The organism is uncultured Shewanella sp. (assembly GCF_947501665.1).
Classification (GTDB): domain Bacteria; phylum Pseudomonadota; class Gammaproteobacteria; order Enterobacterales; family Shewanellaceae; genus Shewanella.
Genome location: NZ_CANMWS010000014.1, coordinates 1 through 20,942 on the forward strand (window position 1 = coordinate 1; position 20,942 = coordinate 20,942).

General features: G+C 38.9%; 23 protein-coding genes. 10 read left to right on the plus strand and 13 right to left on the minus strand.

Going from position 1 to position 20,942, the window contains the following annotated elements; genetic code table 11:
• Positions 1-865 precede the first annotated feature (865 nt).
• From Q0976_RS11925 to Q0976_RS11940, 4 genes are read right to left on the minus strand one after another with little or no spacing between them, the layout of a single operon-like run.
• The gene (locus Q0976_RS11925; protein WP_299494057.1) at positions 866-1,180 is read right to left on the minus strand and encodes an alkyl sulfatase C-terminal domain-containing protein; all 315 of its coding nucleotides are present in this window, start codon (positions 1,178-1,180) and stop codon (positions 866-868) included.
• A 16-nt stretch (positions 1,181-1,196) separates the two neighbouring features.
• Positions 1,197-1,475 carry an alkyl sulfatase dimerization domain-containing protein gene (locus Q0976_RS11930; protein ID WP_299494059.1) on the minus strand — a complete coding sequence of 93 codons (279 nt, stop codon included), beginning with the start codon at positions 1,473-1,475 and terminating at the stop codon, positions 1,197-1,199.
• Positions 1,463-1,783: a hypothetical protein gene (locus Q0976_RS11935; RefSeq protein ID WP_299494061.1), complete on the minus strand. Its 321-nt coding sequence runs from the start codon at positions 1,781-1,783 to the stop codon at positions 1,463-1,465. The genes Q0976_RS11930 and Q0976_RS11935 overlap by 13 nt, the downstream gene beginning before the upstream one ends.
• Positions 1,784-2,047: a hypothetical protein gene (locus Q0976_RS11940; protein WP_366525075.1), complete on the minus strand. Its 264-nt coding sequence runs from the start codon at positions 2,045-2,047 to the stop codon at positions 1,784-1,786.
• 1,104 nt (positions 2,048-3,151) lie between these two features.
• On the opposite strand from Q0976_RS11940, the gene Q0976_RS11945 reads away from it, so the two are divergent.
• Together Q0976_RS11945 and Q0976_RS11950 are read left to right on the plus strand one after the other, a co-directional pair.
• On the plus strand, positions 3,152-3,952 hold the full coding sequence (locus Q0976_RS11945; RefSeq protein ID WP_299494063.1) for a putative porin: 801 nt from the start codon (positions 3,152-3,154) through the stop codon (positions 3,950-3,952).
• A gap of 350 nt (positions 3,953-4,302) precedes the next feature.
• Positions 4,303-5,184: a putative porin gene (locus tag Q0976_RS11950; RefSeq protein WP_299494064.1), complete on the plus strand. Its 882-nt coding sequence runs from the start codon at positions 4,303-4,305 to the stop codon at positions 5,182-5,184.
• 371 nt (positions 5,185-5,555) lie between these two features.
• Here the strand turns inward: Q0976_RS11950 and Q0976_RS11955 are convergent, their stop codons facing one another.
• Positions 5,556-6,152, minus strand: coding sequence for a tRNA-uridine aminocarboxypropyltransferase (locus tag Q0976_RS11955; protein WP_299494065.1), 597 nt, complete (start codon positions 6,150-6,152; stop codon positions 5,556-5,558).
• Positions 6,153-6,355: 203 nt separating this feature from the next.
• On the opposite strand from Q0976_RS11955, the gene Q0976_RS11960 reads away from it, so the two are divergent.
• Entirely contained in the window at positions 6,356-7,300 is a 945-nt protein-coding gene (locus Q0976_RS11960; RefSeq protein WP_299494066.1) for a hypothetical protein, read from the plus strand.
• A gap of 114 nt (positions 7,301-7,414) precedes the next feature.
• Here the strand turns inward: Q0976_RS11960 and Q0976_RS11965 are convergent, their stop codons facing one another.
• Positions 7,415-8,620 (minus strand): multidrug effflux MFS transporter, encoded by a 1,206-nt coding sequence (locus Q0976_RS11965; RefSeq protein ID WP_299494067.1) that lies wholly within the window; start codon positions 8,618-8,620, stop codon positions 7,415-7,417.
• 109 nt (positions 8,621-8,729) lie between these two features.
• Here Q0976_RS11965 and Q0976_RS11970 point away from each other — a divergent pair, with 109 nt between their 5' ends.
• Entirely contained in the window at positions 8,730-9,689 is a 960-nt protein-coding gene (locus tag Q0976_RS11970) for a LysR substrate-binding domain-containing protein (protein ID WP_299494069.1), read from the plus strand.
• A gap of 193 nt (positions 9,690-9,882) precedes the next feature.
• Positions 9,883-10,194: a hypothetical protein gene (locus Q0976_RS11975; protein WP_299494070.1), complete on the plus strand. Its 312-nt coding sequence runs from the start codon at positions 9,883-9,885 to the stop codon at positions 10,192-10,194.
• 85 nt (positions 10,195-10,279) lie between these two features.
• Here the strand turns inward: Q0976_RS11975 and Q0976_RS11980 are convergent, their stop codons facing one another.
• Complete coding sequence (locus Q0976_RS11980; RefSeq protein ID WP_299494072.1) at positions 10,280-11,017, minus strand: hypothetical protein; 738 nt, start codon at positions 11,015-11,017, stop codon at positions 10,280-10,282.
• 174 nt (positions 11,018-11,191) lie between these two features.
• Between Q0976_RS11980 and Q0976_RS11985 the strand changes: the two genes are divergently transcribed.
• Entirely contained in the window at positions 11,192-11,746 is a 555-nt protein-coding gene (locus Q0976_RS11985) for a DUF2780 domain-containing protein (RefSeq protein WP_299494074.1), read from the plus strand.
• 44 nt (positions 11,747-11,790) lie between these two features.
• Positions 11,791-12,240, plus strand: a complete 450-nt coding sequence (locus Q0976_RS11990) for a TerB family tellurite resistance protein (protein ID WP_299494076.1) — start codon at positions 11,791-11,793, stop codon at positions 12,238-12,240.
• A gap of 40 nt (positions 12,241-12,280) precedes the next feature.
• Here Q0976_RS11990 and yjeH read toward each other — a convergent pair whose 3' ends face one another.
• Positions 12,281-13,528, minus strand: coding sequence for an L-methionine/branched-chain amino acid transporter (gene yjeH / locus Q0976_RS11995; protein WP_299494077.1), 1,248 nt, complete (start codon positions 13,526-13,528; stop codon positions 12,281-12,283).
• A 154-nt stretch (positions 13,529-13,682) separates the two neighbouring features.
• Between yjeH and Q0976_RS12000 the strand changes: the two genes are divergently transcribed.
• The gene (locus Q0976_RS12000; protein WP_299494078.1) at positions 13,683-14,138 is read left to right on the plus strand and encodes an Lrp/AsnC family transcriptional regulator; all 456 of its coding nucleotides are present in this window, start codon (positions 13,683-13,685) and stop codon (positions 14,136-14,138) included.
• Here Q0976_RS12000 and rpoH read toward each other — a convergent pair.
• From rpoH to ftsY, 4 genes are all read right to left on the minus strand, one after another.
• Entirely contained in the window at positions 14,115-14,972 is an 858-nt protein-coding gene (gene rpoH / locus Q0976_RS12005) for an RNA polymerase sigma factor RpoH (RefSeq protein WP_299494079.1), read from the minus strand. The two genes, Q0976_RS12000 and rpoH, sit on opposite strands and share 24 nt — an antisense overlap.
• 275 nt (positions 14,973-15,247) lie before the next feature.
• A complete protein-coding gene (ftsX, locus tag Q0976_RS12010; protein WP_299494080.1) occupies positions 15,248-16,219 on the minus strand; it encodes a permease-like cell division protein FtsX in 972 nt (323 codons plus the stop codon).
• Positions 16,220-16,268: 49 nt separating this feature from the next.
• A complete protein-coding gene (gene ftsE, locus Q0976_RS12015; RefSeq protein WP_299494082.1) occupies positions 16,269-16,952 on the minus strand; it encodes a cell division ATP-binding protein FtsE in 684 nt (227 codons plus the stop codon).
• A 48-nt stretch (positions 16,953-17,000) separates the two neighbouring features.
• Positions 17,001-18,455, minus strand: coding sequence for a signal recognition particle-docking protein FtsY (gene ftsY / locus Q0976_RS12020; protein ID WP_299494083.1), 1,455 nt, complete (start codon positions 18,453-18,455; stop codon positions 17,001-17,003).
• Between the two features lie 208 nt (positions 18,456-18,663).
• Here ftsY and rsmD point away from each other — a divergent pair, with 208 nt between their 5' ends.
• Both rsmD and Q0976_RS12030 read left to right on the plus strand, forming a co-directional pair.
• Positions 18,664-19,245: a 16S rRNA (guanine(966)-N(2))-methyltransferase RsmD gene (gene rsmD, locus Q0976_RS12025; protein WP_299494084.1), complete on the plus strand. Its 582-nt coding sequence runs from the start codon at positions 18,664-18,666 to the stop codon at positions 19,243-19,245.
• A 58-nt stretch (positions 19,246-19,303) separates the two neighbouring features.
• Positions 19,304-20,308: a glycosyltransferase family 4 protein gene (locus Q0976_RS12030; protein ID WP_299494085.1), complete on the plus strand. Its 1,005-nt coding sequence runs from the start codon at positions 19,304-19,306 to the stop codon at positions 20,306-20,308.
• A gap of 36 nt (positions 20,309-20,344) precedes the next feature.
• Here Q0976_RS12030 and Q0976_RS12035 read toward each other — a convergent pair whose 3' ends face one another.
• Complete coding sequence (locus Q0976_RS12035; RefSeq protein WP_299494086.1) at positions 20,345-20,935, minus strand: hypothetical protein; 591 nt, start codon at positions 20,933-20,935, stop codon at positions 20,345-20,347.
• Between the last annotated feature and the right edge of the window lie 7 nt (positions 20,936-20,942).

The following is a 20,942-nucleotide window of genomic DNA, read 5'->3' on the forward strand; positions in this document are numbered from 1 at the left end:
GGGTGCGCATTATAGGGAGATTTGAGATTAGCGCAAGGGCTTTTTTGCATTTAATTTCGATAAACCATTTAAGTGCATACAAAGCCAGCTAAACGTATAAAAAAAGGGCTAAGCAGCCCTTTTAAAGTCTTATTATTCAAATAAAATTCGATTTATATAAAACATAATGCCAAATCCCAGAGGAATATTATAGGTTTCATGTTCAAAACCAAATGTCATAGTCGCAGAAGAGCGTAAGGAGTAACCTGAATAGAATAGGTTACAAACTTGCCATACTTCCCTCATCCTATAATTCACTGGCTGCTGCGTTATAGTCGTTGGTGATAAGCATCCCATGTTGAAATATTTCTGGCTCCGTATCAAAATCACTTGCGATCATTCCAACGCCAATTGCATCACTGCCCAATTGATCATTAGTATGCGTTGGAAGGGTTAAAGCTAGTCAAATACCATAACTAAAAGTCCTCTCAAGCTTTAAGAGTATTATCGGCATAATAATATTGAAATCTCCTATTCCAGACTCTTCACTATCACCGATTGTATATATAGGTAAGAAAAAGCGAGTCATCACATGACTTTATATCTCTCCCAAGACTGGGCTAAAATGAGTTTGATAATACTTTGCCTTTACTATATTTACTGAAAACCACCCCATCAATAATTTTGAAAGGATAGTGATTTTAAATTAGAAGCTTGCTGCTCTATACTAGAAACCACTTTAGGCGGATCAGTAATTGTACTCGATATTAAGGTGTTTAGTGTCATAAAAGTAAGCACCACCTTAATTAATGATGCTATTACCTATTGACGATGCTTCATAAATACTCCCTTATTTTAAATCAATAATCGCTAACTAGATGACAAATCAAGGGGTCACAATATTAAACCCAAAATATTGCCCAAGATTATCAAGCATTCCCATTGTTTCTAAAAACTTTTCTTTATCTCCTTCAAAAGTTATGCTGCCATCACTTATTGCATCTTGCATGGCTACCGCTCCTGTCATCAATTCATTCAATGTCTTACGTTGAATGGATACAGTGGCATCTGCATTTTCATCTTGCGTATTTGGAGAAGCATTTAAAACTGAATTTTCAAGGTAAAGGGCATACTTCTCTTTCACATCAGGTAATACATAATTAATGGTAATCATCTTACCCTCAGCTTTTTGGGCATCCAATTATATTCCCATATGATCAAAAATTAGGGGCCATAGACATATTTAAAATCACATCTATGCAGGCAGTATTTGGCGCTGCAACTTTTTGAATCCCATTACGAAGCTCTGTTGCTCCACTTAAATAGAAATTCCGCCAAGGCCCACTTTCAGCTTGATAACCTAATTGCTCTAACACATCTGCTTGTAATAATAGTGCAGTCCTTCTCTCTGGTTCTGCAAAGACTAAGTTATTCAAAAGAGTCGCAGCCCATTTATAATCCCCACGTTTGAAAGCTTGCTGACCTAAATTAAGCACTTTTCAGGCTGTTCATTCATAGTGAAACCCATATTAGCGAAATGCAGTGTCTGATCATGCATAAACTTATAGATATCACGTTGTGATTTTAAATGCGGGATCACACCTTGGTCCCACTCAAGCCAGTGATGCATACCTATAGCGACCTTAGACTCATCACCCCATATCATAATGGCTTGGTTTAAATATTTCGGCCATAACGAAGCGTCCCGTGTTTTTGCTCCTCTTAAAGTATATAAATTATGCATTGTATGCGCAGCATCTTCTGCGGTATTAATCATTTTATATTTTGGTACATACCACATCATTTATGAAGGTGCTTCTGATCCTTGAGCCATTAAAAACTCATATTCAAGCCCATCAATAGTTCTTTTTTCACTGGGAGGCTCCGCATTACCGTACACATATGATGCACAAGGACTCATTACTGTTCCAGCAAACACATTTTCCGCTATCGAATGCTCCATGAAGCCTTCGAGTGCAAATATTTTCACTTTACCACTATCGATATTTACTTGATAAACGACACCTTTCACACCACCAAAGTCATCGGCATGGAAATATGTATACATCGCAGCAACAACAGGTTTTTTAGGTCGGTGCTGATAATATCACTCAAGTGCCGCTTTAGCCGTTTCTGTTGAAATAAGAGGATCATAAATAGTGCTCCCTTTTTCACTTTCCACGATGGTCATGTTAGATAAATCTATGCTACGCATCTGGTAGACTCCCGGCACTACTTCAAATAAACTACTAATCATGAACAACTAACTTTGGCGCCACAAGTTAGGATTAACACTATTAGGAGACTGACTTCCCTGTTTAATAAAATCCTGATACACCTTTAAATCCCAGACGACCTTGTCTTGCGTATCTTTTACGATACCCTCATTGTTTAATGGTGCGATAAAACCTCTCTTTGCATCTTTAAAGCTATTTTTATTACGAATGGATAGGCCTCATATAGCGCATTATTTTTTTGTATCGTAAATTTACTTGCTTCCTGCCTAGTCGCAGACTCAGCACTTAACTCCCCCCCCAACAGAAAGCATCAGTTTAATGACTGGGAGTACTCTCCAAGAATCAATTATATTATTACTTTTACACTTCATAATTAGACTTTCCTCATTTTATAAATGAATAACCACAATAAATTTAGAACAGTTAACAACAAATCAAAACAGACCTTTCACGCTGGAGAAAATAGAGGGGGCCTATTCATAAACTTATTGCCACTTTTAGTCTTTATTTAAATAATAACGTTAAGAAAATTAACTTATATAAAATAATGCCTATATTTATAGTAAGATATAAAAACTGAAATTTATTTCACAATTTATTTAACTTATAATCATTAAAATATGCTTTTATTTATTATGTTAAATATATAAGTGATATGGCTCACAAAAATTTATTGATACCCACATCAAACTTAGAATAATAAATGTACAACCGGTATCGAAATCAATCAGTAATTATTTTTTATATTCAATATTTTTATTGTTTTTTATTTTTAACATCTGTATATTTGTCGGCGCTAGGAGCAAACAGTGTTTATTAATATACATTAAGACACTAATAATAACTTATGGATGAGTTGACTTTAGTCTAATAAAAACTTCATCACTTCTCATTTTTGTTCCTAGCTTTATTATAATTACAGGGACAATGAACAAATGAACAAATCAACAATCGCAGCTGCTCTTTTATTAAGCTTAACCAGTGCATCAGCACTTGCAGCTAATGATAACAATTATCATCATGAAGCTCAGTTAGATTACAACACTTCGAGTGAAGAATTCTCTGACGGTGACTGGGATCTAAACTACCGTTATTACACTGAGTCTGTTGATCAAAAAACCGTGCCTTATGCATTGAGCGGCTTTTTAGCGCAAAGCTCTAACATTGGCGGCCATTTTGGTTTTAATAATGACGAAATAGATTTCCGCAATTATGGTTTCGATGGCGAGTATGTGTTTGATTCCAAGTGGTTTATCAATGGTAAATTGAATCGAGCCGATCAAGATTCAGCAGATCAAATGACATATGGTATTGGTGGTGGTTACTACTTCAATAATACATCGAAAGTCTATGCAAACTACCAACGTTTAGATGTGGAACATCATGGTGAAAACACCGATGTTTATACTTTTGGTGTTAAAGGTTATTTACCAATTCCTGTTACTGAAGGTATTTTACTGGGCACAGAGTTAAACGGCTATCATTATTCAACCAAAGGTAAAACATCGACCAATGACTTTAGCATGTATGCCGATTGGTACATTACTCGCGCATGGTCTTTCGGTGCTAATTACGAAATTAAAGATAAAAGTGGCAGCGATGACGGTTACAGCATTAACACGGCTTATTTCTGGCGTCTAACGGATTCTATTTCAGCTATTGCCAAAGTTCAAAAGCAATTTGAACCCAATCAAGATGGTGTATCAGGTACATTAGCGATTAACGGCCGCTTCTAATATCGAGCAATAAATAGTGTCACAGTATCAACTTGAATAAAGTTGATTATTGATAAAAATGAATGCAAATCGTTTAATCGTTGGCATTCATTTTTTATTCAAATGAGTTAAATTACCCACTGCTAATATATTAGCTGTTATTTTATATAAAGAGTCCCTTCACTTGCATCTTTATTAATATTTCGCTTATAGTAATCGCGCTAGGAGCTAAGGGCTAAAAGTTAACGACTAATCCCCCAATAAAATTAATAAATATAGACTTATGGATAAGCTGAGCCGTCTTTCAACTCCCTTAACAATGTCTAGCTATTTTGTCTCCTAGCCTTATTCTAATTACAGGAACAAAATTAATGAATAACATCACTCTTGCAAGCCTGATTTTATTAAGCTTAGCCAGCCATTCGACCATTGCCGCAGAAGATAAGCCTTTTCATCATGAGTCACAAGTCGACTATATTACCTCCAGTGAGGAATTTTCAGATGGTAAATGGGGCCTACAATATCGATATTATCAAACAGCCGTCAACCAAGAAACAGTGCCCTATGCACTTAGTGGCTACTTAGCACAAACATCCAATATTGGCGGTGAATATATTGGCTTTGGCGATAGTGATAGGCAATATAATCTTGACGGTACTTATGTTTTTGACTCCAAATGGTTTGTTGGTCTAGGCTATCAAAAAACCGACCTTAGTGATTCAAACAACCTTAAACTCATTGAATCATACAAGGCTATAACACCTGACTCTAAAACCTATCAAGTCACCGGAGGATACTACTTAAATAAAACCAGTGCGGCTTATTTTTCATACCAATATAATGACGGAAATAAAGACAATAGCTTGTATAGCGAGGATACTACAGGTCATTATGTCGGCGCCGGATTAAAAACCTTAGTTCCCATGACTGTGACTGAAGGCATTTTTATCGATGCCAGTTACCATTATGCCGACACAGAAACAAAATATAGCGGTACAGGTATAGGAGGGAAAACAGAGCAAAACAGTAATAATTTTAATCTACAAGCTGATTGGTATTTTACTCGTTCTTGGTCTGTTGGCGGTTACTACCATACCGATGACAGTAGCAGCGATAATGATGATTACGGTATTGGTACCGCATACTTTTTACGCTTAAATAATGTCCTATCGGCACGAATTAATATCATTAAACAGTTTGAGCCCGATCTTGATGGTGTTTATGGTAATTTAAGTGTAAACGCCAGATTTTAACGCGTTACCCGTGAGACTTAAAGATGCATGTTTTCAGAGCCTGTAAAAGGTCCTAATTCAAAGCGTACTCTTGTAAAAGAAAAGGTGCAAGAATGCTTATTGCCTTTTAAGGTGATACAACTTCGATGCAGGTGATTTTACAGACTCCCAAAGGGCAGACTCTTATCAGTAAAGAGGAAAGCCTTTTATACTGCGTTATTGAACATCAGCTTAGAATGACTAGGCACGCTGTTTAGCTGACCATCAAGGATGATGGAAATGTCATTTATGCAAGAGCAATTAATGACCTTGCCTAAAAGGCTTTTAATTCCAGCTGCATCCTACATCTTCAAGTATCACGGGTATTGTTGCACGGGGAAAATTAACTCTCATCATTTATCATAGCGCTTCCTCGCCGCTTCAGGCATAAATTGAAGTTGTTTGTTCACCATGGCATTAAGCGCCAGATACAAAGGCGCCACATCAAGATCGCAATCGATAGTCTTAAGACTTAATGCCACAGCCTCAAGCGTGGATAAACTATCACCGCGAGGCGCTTTGCGTATTTTATACTGCGAAGGCTTATCTAAATTTAAATGCAAAGCTGGGTATTGCTCAAGCCAAGGATTTAAATTGATCATTTTGAACACTTTACGCCAGGTACCATCTAAAAAAAGTAAAATGGCATCCTTCACAGGTTTAATATCATCTATACATATGCTGTCATTACTTGGGTAAATGACATATACGGCTTTTTTACTCTGCTGCAAGAACAGCTTTAATCGAGTAAAGTCTTCTGGTGTTTCTCCCACGATAACGCTGATATTTGGAATAACCAATGTTAATAACTTAACCGTATTTTTTGCATGCTTCACTTCAGCAGGATCTTGTAACACAATCACTTTATTTGTGATTTCAAGCTGAGTAATGCTCTCACAAATACAAGCGACCTTGGGATATTGGCACTTCAAACATTTCTCTCGTGACACAGAATAATTCTCTTCATTAAATAATCGATATTAAGCAATAAAAATCTCAATTTTGATATTGGCGAGTTTTACACTTCTAGTCTATATTCACAATGCTGGGAGCGTAGGCAAGAGATAACTAACTCAATGCCAAAATAAATTTATGGATTAAGTTGTACCCTTAACAATACTCGCCTCCTAGTCTCATCAAAAGGGAGATGATTATGAAACGTACAACCGCTATTGCTATTTTACTTAGCTTAACAGGATCTGCCGCTATCGCAGCAGATGACAACAATTATAAACACGAAATTCAAGCCTATTACTCTTCATCCACTGAAAATTTTTCAGACGGGCGATATGGTCTTAGTCAACGTAGCTACTTTGGTGGTGACGGTGTCAACCAGAGCAACGTCCCCTATGCTTTAAGTGGCGAGCTGGCTCAAAAAACAAATTTCGGTACACATTTTGCCGGTTTTAATGGTAACGGAAAAGATTATCATGTCGATTTTGAATTTGTCTTCGATTCCAAGATTTTTATTGCTGCAAAATATTATAAGACTGAACTAAAAGATTATGATGTAGATGGTTACTTTAGTTTAGGCGACTATGATGATTTTTACGGCATGGATATTGATAGAGACTTTACTGTACAAGATTATAAATCTGATGGTTATATTGGAGCTATCGGCTTTTATTTTGATCCCACATCATCAATTTATTTAGATTATCGTCGAGGAAATCTAAAGAATTATCCAACTATTCTAGACACCGAATTTGAATATAAAACAACTACCAATAATTTTGGTATCGGGGCAAATAGCTTCGTTGATTTTGTGCATACAGCGGGCCTTTATATGGCCGCTAAATATACCTATACCTCCTATGACCTAGAGCTTGTTGGCTACTCGCCAACCACAGAAGACTCCATTAATAGCATTGATTTAGCTCTTGATTGGTATCTTACTCAATCTTTCTCTATCGGAGGTAAATACCATGCTGATGATGGCAGTTTCGTCAGCAACGACGATGATTATGATTATAATGTGACCGCGGCTTATTTTTGGCGTATGACGGATCTTTTTTCTGCTCGACTTGAAGTCACTAAGCAACTTGAGCCCCAATTAGATGGCGCATATGGACGTATCAGCTTGGATGGACGTTTCTAAATAGCTCCCTTCCAAATCATATACTTTATGTTCTATAAAATGGCCAGAATCAATTCTGGCCATTTATTTTCAAGCAACATGAAACTCACTTTTCCAATGACTTTGATATTACAGTCACTCAGACAAGATTTTTTGTTTATGCCAGTGTGACAAGCGTTTCATTTTCATAATAACTAGCGAAATACTTGATAACACCAACATGACCAATCCAACAGCATAAGGTGCACTTAAGCTCGTTTGCTGAACTAACCCCGCTAATATAGACGCCCCGCTCATCTGAATAAAACCCAATATCGCCGTTGCCGTTCCTGCTCTCTCTCCAAACGCTGACAAAGCCATACTTGTTGCAGGTCCCAAAAGCAACGCAAATCCAATACACAGTAATAAGATAGGCAGCATAAAGCTCAGTGCTGCTTCAAAACCACTATTTGGCCCCCATTCTTTTAATACAATTTGCAAGCTTCCAGCCATAAACAAACATATTAATGCGAGGATCACTGTGCCTCGGTTACCCAGCTGTTTCATCACTAAAGGTGCAGCAAAACACGCCATAATATTCACCACGGCATTGAGTGCAAATAAGCCACTAAACGTTAGCTCGGACATACCTAAATGTTCAATAATCCATACAGGAGCATAAGACACATAACTTAAAATTGATGTCATTCCCACCATACAAATAAAGGCATAAAACAAGAAATGAGATTCTAACAGTACCGGCTTATAGCGTGACCAACGATATAACGCGCCTTCTGTCACCGTATGACTCGGTCTCGTTTCGGGTAAACGATAGCCAACATAAATGATGACAAATATGGCATAAAGCATCATAAACACAAATGTTGAACGCCAGCCAAATTGCAACGCCAACATCCCGCCTAAAGTGGGTGCTAACGCAGGAATAACACAAATCATACCATTTAAATAGCTATAATAATGCGCCCCCTCTTGAGATGAAAAACTGTCTCTGACTGCACTAAATACCACAATAGATGTTGCACATGCAGCCAAGCCTTGAAGCACTCGGGCAATTTGCAGCCAATGAAAATCAACAGCCATTGCAGCTAGCAAACTGCTTAGACAATAAAGAAGAATACCTATTAAGGCGATAGGCCGCCTACCATATCGATCTGCTAATGGGCCAATTAATAGCTGGCCTGTCCCCATTGCAAATAGGAAAAGTATCAAGGTCGATTGAATTTCACTTGCCGACACCCCAAACTCCGTTGCCATATTAGGCATTGAGGGTAAATAGATATCGATAGCGAGTGGGCTTAATACCACCATAGACATTAATATCGGTAATAAATTACGACGCATGCTTAAACCAACCCTCTTTTCTCTAATAATAAAACGGCTATTTTACTCAATTCATGTTATGAATAGAAATGATATGATTTACTAACTATATTTCCTATAAGGAATATCTATGAATTTAGATAACCTAGCTCGAATCGATCTAAATTTACTGGTCATTTTACAAATTTTGATTGAAGAGCAAAGTGTTACACGAGCAGCTAATCGTCTACACTTAAGCCAATCTTCCATCAGTAAAAGTTTAAATCGTTTAAGGGAGACCTTAGATGATCCCCTCTTTATTCGTACTGCTCATGGTTTAAAACCTACAGTGCATACTTTACACTTAACCAAAAAGTTGCCGCCGTTATTACAACAAATATATCAACTGACACAAGCCCCGCAATTTGTTCCAACAAGCAGTGAACGGCACTTTTCATTTGCTATGGTTGAAAGTGCCTATGACACATTAATTCCTTATTTTATCGGCCCTTTACTCAACGAAGCTCCAAATTTAAAATTAGACTCATACATATGGACAGAGAAATCCATGCAAGCAATCCAACAAGGTCAAATTGACTTTGGTATTTCAGGACGAGACTTGCATCCAAAATCTAATTTACAGATCCAACAACTTCCAGAAGGCATCGCACATCAAACATTGTTTACCGATCACCAAATTTGCTTGGCAAGAAAAAACCATCCTGTATTGAACATCGTCAAATCAGGACAATGGGATCTTAACCATTATCTCACTATGCAACATGTACAGGTTCGCTGTGAAGGCAATAATTGGTGGATGCTTGATTATCACTTAGCAGATCTTGGTTTGCGACGCCAACTGAGTACAACAGTATCTGATTTCTATGGCGCAGCGAGTGTTTGTGCCCACACTGATCTCATTTTTACCTTGCCAAGCAGTTTTGCTTGCCATGCCAAAAAGCTCTATCCATTAGTTGAACTGCCTTTACCGCTTTCTTTTGCGTCTATGGCTTATGTATTGCTTTGGCATACCAGCAATTCAGAAGAGCCAGGACATTTATGGGTCAAAGACACCATATGTAAAAGCATTTCTCAAATTATTAAACCTTAAGAAGCTAAATTTAACCTGAATAACCTGACATGAAAGCTATGAAGCACCTTACTTTACGTATATTATAAGGGTATTAAGTTTATTTAACGTGATCCTAAGCGCCAGAAGGTGCAACATATAAACTGACATTGGTGTTAGCGCCCTAAAATCAAACTGCGCCAGTCACCAATCATCAAATTATTTTGGAGTCATTATGATTTACAGCCAATTTCAACAAGCCCAATTACGAAATAGACTATCGGGTGCTCGAGGCTGGGCTTCCTTTGCAATAGGTATTTTATTACTTGCACTTATCCTCATCGCTCTCCCCTTTATCTTATTACTCGGTGCGATAAGTTTTGTGACGTTAGCCGTTTTTGGGCGTGTTTTTTTAAAGCGTCAATTAGCCCGTTTTCGTCAACAACAAGCCAAAGATATTAATCAGCAAGCACAAGACATTAATGCATCCTCCTCGCAAGCTCCCTCAGAAGGACGGACTTTTGAACATAACCCAAATGAAAAATAATCCATTTGGGCTCAGTACAGTTTACATTATTCAATAGTCAATTATCCCAGTTCAATTCGCTTATACCGTTTGAACTGGGTATCACTCATTCCCCATCTTGACTGATATTTTGGCTGTCATCCGTGTGTTCACGAGACACCATATATAAACGAAACAAAGCCACATTAATAAATAAACCAACAAAAGCGACGATGACATCCATCAAGTATTGTACTGGTAAACCTACCCCTTCTACTAACTTTGCTAATCCACCCCCTAATATTAATAGGGGGATATAAAGGCTGGCTATCATCATTGTTTTGTACACAATTGGACCACTAAAAGCAAAGCTACGCTTAATTGCCTCCATTGGCGTTAATCTTTCAACAACAACCATGAAATTAACAAAGGCTAAACGAGAAAAAATATAAAAACTAGCCGCTATTCCAACCACCCCTAACACCGGTGCGATAGCAACTAAAATAAAGAAGGGACCCAATATCGCTAACCCTGAAAACACCCCGGCAAGTAATAAACCTGGAACAAAATTTAAACTGGTTTTCAAAACTAAACCATTACTGGGTTTGTGCCCGAGTGAACGTAATTCTAAAAATAATGTTAATGCCGCAATTAACAAAGAAAAAAGCAATAATAAGACCATCATCACAATCATATGGGATGCACTAAATTGTGGATTTTCAACATCTGCGGAAGTAACTTCTAAACTTAACCACATTTGTAATCCGACCTGAATTAATAGGATCGGGATAGTAAGAGTTGCTAGTTGGCTGATATTATTTCTAAAAAAATTCAACGCTTGATTTAAAATTGCAGACAATGACATGTGTCTTTCCAATAAATAATGTAGATAAAACGAATTAGTGCTAAGGATACCCAAGTTTTAACCTGAATGCACAATACAAAGGTTAAAATTATGCCAATCTTAATGTAAAAAAATGCACCATAAGGCACAAAAAAGCTAAAATTATTGATATCAATTGACACTGGAGAGTCTCCAATGAAATCTTTAGCCCCTTTCCCCTTCACCCTGCTTCTTTTTATTTTTTCTTCTATGGTTTATGCTTCTCAGCTTGAAAGTTTAGCCGACACTATGCTTCAAGCAGATAAGACCTCAATATCAAATAACCCCGATCAGAAAGATCTTGTCAGCATGACAATGGATGAACTGGGGATCACACAAAACCAAGCACAAGGCGGATTAGGTAGCTTACTGTCAATGGCCAAATCCAGTCTTGGTGATAAAAGCTTTAGTTCTATAGCCGAATCTATTCCTGATATTAATAGCTTACTACAAGCGACACCTCAATTAGACAATACCTCAACGTTATCGACATTGAATAACACATTAGGTAATCAAAGCCCTACAGCACAAGGAAGCCTTATGGTCTACAATGCTTTCGATAAATTAGGCTTGTCCAAAGGACTGGTTGATCCTATGATGGATATTCTCGAAGATTATTTAAGCTCCTATGGTGGCAAAGATACTTCTGATTTACTCATGAAAGCCCTAACACCTTTAACTGTTACACAAGATCCTCTCGATCTTAGATAATCTGCCGATGCCTTACTGATCACGCTTATAAATTGAGTATTACTATGATAGAGAAATTAAAGCAGTTCTTAAATTTTCATGCTCAAGAACTTTCACCAGAAGACAAAGCTCAACACCTTAATTTAGCCGCAGCCTGCTTATTATTAGAAGTCATATACGCTGATGAGTCTTTCTCGGCTGAAGAGGCAAAACTACTTCCTCAATTGCTTTCCAAGACATTAAAATTAGATGATAAAGCTGTTGAGCAACTGATTAGTGATGCCAAAAATAAACAGAAAAAAAGCACCTCGCTTTTTGAATTTACATCTGAAATTAATGAGCAATTCTCTATTAAACAGAAACAACAGCTTATTTTAGCCATGTGGCGCCTCGCTTATGCTGATGGTCACTTATGTCAATATGAAGATCAACTCATTCGTCGCATGGCTGAGTTACTCTATTTAAAACATAGTGAGCTAATACAGATGCGAAATCTTGCGCTTAAGGAACGATAATAACCAAAAAGCCACGTGACGTGGCTTTTTGGTTATTATATTAAGCTAGTGCTGCTTGCCTGCGCTTTTTATGTTGTTTACGGCCTTCTAAGTAACTAAATAAAAGAACAACCAAACATACGGCATAAAGCATATTAGCCCCTAATGCGATACCAAGTATTAAACATAAAAAACAGCTGACGATTGCCAACGGCAGATAACGTTTACTTAATAATCGCCCAGCCGCTAACATAGAAACCGAATAAATAATCACAAAAACGCCATTCGTCCATGAAATAAGATCGTCCAACTCTTGCCCTGTCACATAAGTCAAAACAATCACGACAGCCATCGCAGCAATCACTGCATTAGATGCTCTCACGGGTAACTTATTCTCATTAAGTACTGAAAAATATTGCGGTAAGACTCCTTCACAACTAAAGCTATGAATAAGACGTGAGACACTGGCCGTATACACATTCACAGTAGCTAAGCCACTGGCAATCCCCAATACACCAATAATCTGTGCTCCATAGCCACCAAACTGTTGATTTATCACTCCCACCATAGCAACCCCACTCCCCTCAGGCACGAGCAATAATAGCAAAGTACAGCCCAAATAAACCAATCCCACAAGCATAATTCCTATCATCATTGCCGGAAGCATGTCTTTTTTAGGATTTTGAAAGTCATTAGCCAGATGTGTCATCGCTTCCACACCAAGAAAGCTCCAAAAAGCAATACCAGCTGCAATTGCAATGGTATGAACTTCCACTTCAATATGTGTCGTCAACGTCTTAATATCATCGACATTAGCCCCTATAGCTCCAAATAAGCTAACCACAACAGCCACCACACCTAAGGTCAGCATAAATTGGATTTTAGCCGATACCTGAATTCCTTTTTGATTGAGGAGAAATAAAATACTCAGCAGTAATAACTCCACCCCAACCTGATACCAGCCTGATAATGCCACTAATTCATTCACAAATTGAAAAGTCATTAAAATGGCTGCAGGGGCACCTAATGGCACAACAAGTACAAACATCAAGCCAATGGTACGCCCCGCACTTTGTCCAAAAGCTTTCTCAGCAAAATACGCAGGACCCGCTGCATGAGGAAGCGCTCCAGCCAAACGCCCAAAAACTAACGTAATAGGGATCATCGCAACGGTCAATAATACCCAAGCGATTAACGCTCCATTTCCCGCCGCTTCTATTGTCAATTGAGGTAGGATAAAAACTCCAGTACCCAGCAAAGTGGTGGCCATTAACCCCGCCCCCTGCCAACGTCCAATTTTTCCTTTCATTGATTATTTTTACACTATTCATCTGATTTATAATCTTTATATTTTAAACTTTCCTCATACTAAAATCTGACATACCACTCTGCCATACTCACAGCTTTTCCGTTAAAATGACGGAATTCCCGCCCTACACACACATTTTGATTGATACCCCCTCATGGACAAATTTGACTCCGCTATTGTAAATGCACTCAAACAAGACGCTAGACAAAGTATCTCTAATATTGCTGAGCAAGTGAGCCTATCTCGGTCGGCGGTATCTGAGCGGATCAAAAAAATGGAGCAACAAGGGATCATTCGAGGTTATCAAGTCTTGCTAAGTGAATCTCAAAAAGTCGGTGTATCCGCCTATTTTGAAATTCAACATCACTGTCCACGTTGCGCTGATGTGGTACACGTTTTTCAAGCAATTCCTGAGGTCATGACTTGTCGCGGGATCACTGGCGACATGGATTTATTGGTTTATGTGCAGGCGAAATCAATGCAGCGACTGCATGAAATAAGGGAATATATTGATGCACAAACTGACATCATCAAAATTAAAACTCACGTCGTGATGAGTGAGTGGATAGATAATCAAGTCAAATACTTAAGCTTCCATTCGACCTTTTAATTTATTCATGGCATTCTTTTCAAGTTGCCTGATCCGCTCAGCTGACACTTGATAGGTTTCAGCAAGCTCTTGCAGCGTTGCTTTTTCATCATTTAGCCAACGCGCTTGTAGAATATGTTGGCTACGCTCATCTAACGTTTTAATCGCTGACAATAAACGAGAGTGATTTTGAGAGTCCCAATTATCATTTTCAACTTGGGAAGCAAGATCGGATGAATGATCTTCTAAGTAATGCATGGGAGCAAAATCATGCTCATCATCATTATCACTGGATAAGTCAAAGGCAGGATCTTGTGCGGCCATTCGAGATTCCATTTCTGTCACATCCGCTTTTGACACACCTAAATTCTCAGCCACCATAGTGACCTCTGCATCGCTGAACCAGCCTAAACGCTTTTTAGCCTTACGCAAATTGAAAAATAACTTCCGTTGCGCTTTAGTGGTTGCCACTTTGACAATGCGCCAGTTTTTCAATACATACTCATGAATTTCAGCTTTGATCCAATGCACTGCAAAAGACACTAAACGCACCCCAACATCAGGATCAAAACGCTTAACGGCTTTCATTAAACCAATATTACCTTCTTGAATTAAGTCAGCTTGAGGCAATCCATAACCAGAGTACCCTTTGGCAACATGAACAACGAATCTCAAATGCGACATAATTAATTTTTTTGCCGCTTGCAAATCACCTGTCTCTTGAAGTCGCTTCGCCAGCTCATATTCCTGCTCTGGCTCAAGCATACTAATACTTTGGGCCGAGTGAACATAAGACTCTAAGCTACCACTACTTTGAGGAACCATTAGTGCCATTGTTTGCGTTTGATCAGTCATTCACGCTCCTAACTGTACTTAAACTCTATCGATACACTGCTAGTAAAGACTTTTAGCAGGCTGAAGAACTATCGACTATCTGACAGAATATGTCAACTATTCTACTAAGTAAATCCCACTTAATTATACTCAAATGGTCTATTACATTATGTGATAACGATCTTTATTTTCATTATTACACTATTTCATTTACGTTTATTTTTGCAACAAGAGTGTGCCAATGCAAATGAAGTCTCGTTCATATTCCCTTCTTCCATTTAATAGAGTCCAAATCGCTAGGAAGGTTCAATGGCTTTTAAATGCTGCCGAACTGATAAGTATGACCCTAACCATCCTAGAAAAGAAGCCAATATTACCAGTTGTATTAATTCAGGGAAGGTCAATGATTGCATCTTCAGCTCACTACCATACAAACCGAGCAGTTCACCTAAAGCTGATGACAAATATAACACCAACACATTAATAATAAGCCAAGCCAATACGCCGCCTATAATGCCGTACCAAATCCCCGTATAAAGAAAAGGCCGGCGAATAAAGGCTTCTGTCGCCCCCACCAGCTTCATTACTTCTATTTCTGTTTGCCGATTCATAATGGCAAGTCTTATGGTATTTCCTATCACTAAAACAACCGCTAATACCAACAAAGTTGCAATAGCGAGTACTGTACGCTCAAGTAAATTTAATATTGCTTGTAAACGCTCTAACCACTCAATGTCTAAACGACCAAAGCTCACTTCTGACTCTTGCTCTAATTTGGTCAATAGCCTTCTAGCCCCTTCAGGACTTGAGTAATGTAAAGTGGGGATCACGGTGATCACCGCAGGCAATGGGTTCGTATCTAAATAAGATAACGCCTCTCCAAAGCCGGAAAGTCGCTGAAACTCAGCCAAAGCTTGTGAGCGATCAATAAAATTCACTTCACTGACTTCAGGGTAAGCCTGAATGCGTGTCAGTAAACTCTGCATGGCCTTTTCATTAGGCTCTTTTTCAATAAATAAAGAAATTTCAGCGGCGCTATTCCAAGAGTGAGTAATCGCCTCGGCGTTTTTAACAAGTACCTGTAATGCAGCAGGTAAACTTAGACTCAACCCCAAAACTAACATCGTCATCACAGAGGATACTGGATTGCGCCAAAGCTCTCCCATGCTCGCCATTCCATGTTGAACATGACGAACAAAAAACATAATGAATCGACCCGATAAAGGCAGTTTACTGCGATTAAGTGAAACAGATTTTGATTGACTCATGAATATATTCCTTTCTACATCACCATAACTCTTCTTTACGAGTATATAATCACTGAATAATGGAAGATTCTAGCTCTTGCGCCCCTAGCATTCTTCCTTGCTTTAAGGTTAACGTTCGATATTTCATTCGCGCAATCAATCCCAAATCATGAGTAGCAACTAATACTGTTGTCCCTGCATTATTGAAGGTTTCAAATAAACGCAGAATATCCATCGACAATTTGGGATCCAAGTTCCCAGTAGGCTCATCAGCTAATAACAAAGGTGGCTTATTCACAATCGCTCGAGCAATACCCACTCTTTGCTGCTCACCGCCCGATAACATAATAGGCTGATGCTTCTCTTTACCGTACAAGCCAACCATGTCTAACGCTCCAGCGACTCGCTTACGAATTTCACCATGAGAAAAACCTTCTATCATAAGCGGTAAGGCCACATTGTCAAACACACTCTTATTCATCAATAAATGATGATTTTGAAAAATCATGCCAATATCACGACGAAGATAAGGCACTTGAGCCCGCTTCACTTTCGCTATATCGTGTCCATTAATCGATACACGGCCACCATTCGCTCTTTCTATTACGGTGATCAATTTGAGCAAGGTACTTTTACCCGCGCCAGAATGCCCGGTTAAAAAAGCCATTTCTCCCACTTTTAAATGAAAGCTGACATCTGATAATGCTTTTTGACCACCAGCATAAACTTTACTTACTTGCTCAAATTGGATCATTCATTCTCCAGAGTATGCGATTAAGCATTCATTCACATAACACTTTTATTATTGACCTGAATTATCAAGATTCTCTTGACTGAATAAAGCGTCAATAAAGTCTTTTGCATTAAAGGTACGTAAATCTTCAATTTGTTCCCCAACACCGATATGGCGAATAGGAATACCAAACTTATCGGCAATCGCAAAAATAACCCCCCCTTTTGCTGTACCATCTAACTTACTTATCGTGATACCTGTTACACCCACAGCCTCTTTAAATAACTGAGCTTGGCTTATCGCATTTTGTCCCGTACTCGCATCAAGCGTTAACATCACCTCATGGGGGGCATTCTCATCTTGTTTTTTCATCACACGAACGACCTTCTTCAGCTCATCCATCAAATGCGATTTATTCTGTAATCTGCCAGCAGTATCGGCAATTAACACGTCAATATTACGCGCTTTCGCTGACTGCAACGCATCAAATAATACCGAAGCACTATCAGCCCCAGTATGTTGAGCAACCACAGGAATATCGTTACGTTGACCCCACACTTGCAACTGCTCCACTGCCGCGGCTCTAAACGTATCGCCCGCAGCCAACATCACTGATTTACCTTGAGCCTGATATTGTTTTGCTAGCTTTCCAATGGTTGTGGTCTTCCCCACCCCATTAACGCCCACCATTAAAATAACAAATGGCCCCTCTTTATTGTCAGGGACTAAGGGGACAGAAACAGGCTCTAAGGTTTTTTGCATCTCCTCCCTTAATAAATCGTACAGTGCTTCACCATCTTTTAACTGCTTTCGACTTGCCTGATCTGTTAGCGTATCAATGAGACGTGTCGTGGTTTCAACACCCACATCAGCAATTAATAATTGCTCTTCTAATTCTTCAAATAAATCATCATCAATCTTTTTACCGCGAAACAGCCCTACAAAACCACTGCCAATATTTTCGCTGGTTCGCTTCAATCCTCGCTTTAAACGCGTAAAAAATCCTTCTTTTTCAGGTTTGGATTGCGGCTCGGGTTGAACGTCTAAAGCTTGTTCATCGATTGCGGCTTTTTCTGCAGCTTGTCTGGCTTCTTCTGCTTTCAGCGCCTCTAAACGTGCTTGCTCCTCAATTGCCGCTTTTTCGGCAGCTTGTCTGGCTTCTTCTGCTTTCAGCGCCTCTAAACGTGCTTGCTCCTCAATTGCCGCTTTTTCTGCAGATTGCCTAGCTTCTTCCGCTTTCAGCGCCTCTAAACGTGCTTGCTCCTCGATTGCCGCTTTTTCTGCAGCTTGCCTAGCTTCTTCAGCCTTCAGTGCCTCTAAACGTGCTTGCTCCTCGGCTGCGGCTTGTTCGCTTACCGCCTTTTCTTCTTGTGCGATTAACGCCTGCTCGTCTAACGCTCTCGCCTCTAGCAGCGCTTTGTCATCTTGTACTTTATCTTCTGTTACCGTTTCTGTCGGTTCAGCCTTAACTTCACCTTTAGATTTATCTTTACGAAACCAAGAAAAAAAACCTTTTTTTGCCATGTTAGATACCAGTGCTCAAATAACGAATATAATGCAATTAGGGTAAAAGACGCCTAAAAACACCTCAATGACACATTAAAATAGAGATGTTAATCGACAAAACGACGGTATCTCACCTTTTATGCCCACTTTGATATAAAATAACGACCTTAAATCAAAACGTGACAGTCTACCACTTTCTTTCTTCAGGCAAAATCATGAGGGCAAAATGACCAAAAAAAAACCGAATACGGGTCAGGTTCGTATCATTTCAGGACAATGGCGCTCACGTCGCTTACCCATTCATGATTTAGAAGGATTACGTCCTACAACGGATCGCGTCAAAGAAACACTGTTTAACTGGCTCAGTACCGATGTTGTAGGCGCACGAGTATTAGATTGCTTCACTGGCAGCGGCGCACTGAGTTTTGAAGCCTTATCGAGATACGCCGACTTTGCACAAATGTTGGAATTACAGCCCTCTGCAGCCAAGCAATTGCAACAGAACTTAACCACATTAAAATGCGAGCAAGGAAAGGTCATTAAAGGTGATACACTGACTTTACTCAAGACACCGCCTGATGAGCCCTTTAATATTATTTTTATTGATCCCCCTTTTCGTCAATCTCTCGCTGAAGAATGTATTCGCTTACTGAATTTACATCAATGGATAGCACCTGACGCATTAATTTACCTAGAAACAGAAACAGAGCTTTCAGCGCTGACTCTTCCTCAGCATTGGGTACAACTGAAAGAGAAAAAAGCTGGACAAGTGACTTATCGTTTATTTCAATCCACAAGCATAAACTGACATTAATCATTCGTTATCCTAGGCTTAAATAAAATATATATGAGCCTAGGAGCAACACTTGCGGCCTAAAGTCCTACATTTAATTAGTGCGTCTGAATTTGGCGGAATCCAATCAGCACTAAGTAGCTTGCTATCTTCTCCCCTGATAAATGATTTTGAGTTTCACATCAAAACGATTGATCTGAAACATTATCCATTAACGCATTACGAAGCAGATATAATATGCCTACATCATGCACTCAGCTGGCAATATCTCCCCAAAATACTCTTACTTAAACTCAGGAATTTTCACACCCCTATTTTATATCAAGAGCATCATTATTGTGATGGTTTTGTAAAGCACCAAGTCAGTAGGCCTAAGCGTTTTTTTTTAATGCTAAAGTTAAGTTACGGCATCATAGATACTGTCATTGCAGTTTCCCATTCTCAAGCTCAATGGATGAACCAACACCATCTTATCCCTCCAAAAAAACTGTTCGTGCTACAACAGGGAACAAAATTAAATCGCTTTGTTACATTACCAACAAAAAAAGCCGGGGAAACCTACGTTATTGGTTCCTACGGCAGATTACATAAACAAAAAGGATTCGACATACTTATCGAGGCTATCAAACTCATACCGAACGAAAATATTGAGCTCAAAATTGCAGGATCAGGAGAATTAGAACATATGCTTAAAAAGCTGGCTTCATCATTAACTAATATCCAATTTGTTGGTGCGAGTGACAATATCCCTGCTTTTCTAAACGAATGCGATGTCATCATTATTCCCTCAAGGTGGGAACCATTTGGCTTAGTGTTTCAAGAAGCAATGGCTGCAGGAAAACCTATCCTTCATTCGGGAGTCGATGGTCTCAATGAGCAAAGTACCCTACTCGATAAAAACCAAAATGAAGCCATATTTGAATTAACAGCCGAGTCCATTGCTCAAGCAATCCTTCACAGCATAAAATCCCCTTTGAACACTCTAACATCAGAACAACGATTGCAGATGCGGAAAAAATCGGATGAAACAGTGAGTCAATGGAAAAACTTATTAAACGCTTTTAAAGATAACAATTAAAAAGGGGAAATCGCTTTCCCCTTTCATATGTCATGCTCAATTAATCATCAAGCTTTGATTAGTTAGGTTTTCGTCATAACGCCACACATAGTAAGCAGGTTGGCTACCATCAAACGTCCAAATAGCAACAATCAACTCCTGTTGAGCAGTACCCAATACAAGATCTGTCACCAATACACCTTCATTTAATGGCCCTCTTATTAAACAAGTATCATAATCAACCTTATAACCACCTTCATCTTTGGTAACAAATTCTTCACAAATAGACACATATGCTCTATCACTGTATCCAGTATCGATACCTACAAACAAAGTATATTCAGATAGTAACTCATTCTCTGATCCAACAAACAAATTGCTTAATGATTCCACATCAACAGCAGCTTGTTCATCATCAGTCGTCGATACCGGCTCATCATCTACAGAATCTGTCGTGGTTATGCCTGACGAACTATCATCAGTTGTGCTGCTTGTATCCGTGCCGCTTGTAGTACTTGCCGCTGTAGAGCTATTATCACTCGCCGCACTAGAAGAGCTGGAATCATCTCCTCCTCCCCCTCCGCCACAGGCAACCAGTAGAGAAAATAAACCTAAAATACATACTCTTTTATACATTGAATTATTCATCGTCATT

Excerpts from the sequence above, each read along its gene's own strand:
- Q0976_RS11935 (WP_299494061.1), bottom strand. The coding sequence starts at position 1,783 with ATGATGTGGTATGTACCAAAATATAAAATGATTAATACCGCAGAAGAT.
- Q0976_RS11940 (WP_366525075.1), bottom strand. The coding sequence starts at position 2,047 with ATGTATACATATTTCCATGCCGATGACTTTGGTGGTGTGAAAGGTGTC.
- Q0976_RS11945 (WP_299494063.1), top strand. The coding sequence starts at position 3,152 with ATGAACAAATCAACAATCGCAGCTGCTCTTTTATTAAGCTTAACCAGT.
- Q0976_RS11950 (WP_299494064.1), top strand. The coding sequence starts at position 4,303 with ATGAATAACATCACTCTTGCAAGCCTGATTTTATTAAGCTTAGCCAGC.
- Q0976_RS11960 (WP_299494066.1), top strand. The coding sequence starts at position 6,356 with ATGAAACGTACAACCGCTATTGCTATTTTACTTAGCTTAACAGGATCT.
- Q0976_RS11965 (WP_299494067.1), bottom strand. The coding sequence starts at position 8,620 with ATGCGTCGTAATTTATTACCGATATTAATGTCTATGGTGGTATTAAGC.
- Q0976_RS11970 (WP_299494069.1), top strand. The coding sequence starts at position 8,730 with ATGAATTTAGATAACCTAGCTCGAATCGATCTAAATTTACTGGTCATT.
- Q0976_RS11975 (WP_299494070.1), top strand. The coding sequence starts at position 9,883 with ATGATTTACAGCCAATTTCAACAAGCCCAATTACGAAATAGACTATCG.
- Q0976_RS11980 (WP_299494072.1), bottom strand. The coding sequence starts at position 11,017 with ATGTCATTGTCTGCAATTTTAAATCAAGCGTTGAATTTTTTTAGAAAT.
- Q0976_RS11985 (WP_299494074.1), top strand. The coding sequence starts at position 11,192 with ATGAAATCTTTAGCCCCTTTCCCCTTCACCCTGCTTCTTTTTATTTTT.
- Q0976_RS11990 (WP_299494076.1), top strand. The coding sequence starts at position 11,791 with ATGATAGAGAAATTAAAGCAGTTCTTAAATTTTCATGCTCAAGAACTT.
- yjeH (WP_299494077.1), bottom strand. The coding sequence starts at position 13,528 with ATGAAAGGAAAAATTGGACGTTGGCAGGGGGCGGGGTTAATGGCCACC.
- Q0976_RS12000 (WP_299494078.1), top strand. The coding sequence starts at position 13,683 with ATGGACAAATTTGACTCCGCTATTGTAAATGCACTCAAACAAGACGCT.
- rpoH (WP_299494079.1), bottom strand. The coding sequence starts at position 14,972 with ATGACTGATCAAACGCAAACAATGGCACTAATGGTTCCTCAAAGTAGT.
- ftsX (WP_299494080.1), bottom strand. The coding sequence starts at position 16,219 with ATGAGTCAATCAAAATCTGTTTCACTTAATCGCAGTAAACTGCCTTTA.
- ftsE (WP_299494082.1), bottom strand. The coding sequence starts at position 16,952 with ATGATCCAATTTGAGCAAGTAAGTAAAGTTTATGCTGGTGGTCAAAAA.
- ftsY (WP_299494083.1), bottom strand. The coding sequence starts at position 18,455 with ATGGCAAAAAAAGGTTTTTTTTCTTGGTTTCGTAAAGATAAATCTAAA.
- rsmD (WP_299494084.1), top strand. The coding sequence starts at position 18,664 with ATGACCAAAAAAAAACCGAATACGGGTCAGGTTCGTATCATTTCAGGA.
- Q0976_RS12035 (WP_299494086.1), bottom strand. The coding sequence starts at position 20,935 with ATGAATAATTCAATGTATAAAAGAGTATGTATTTTAGGTTTATTTTCT.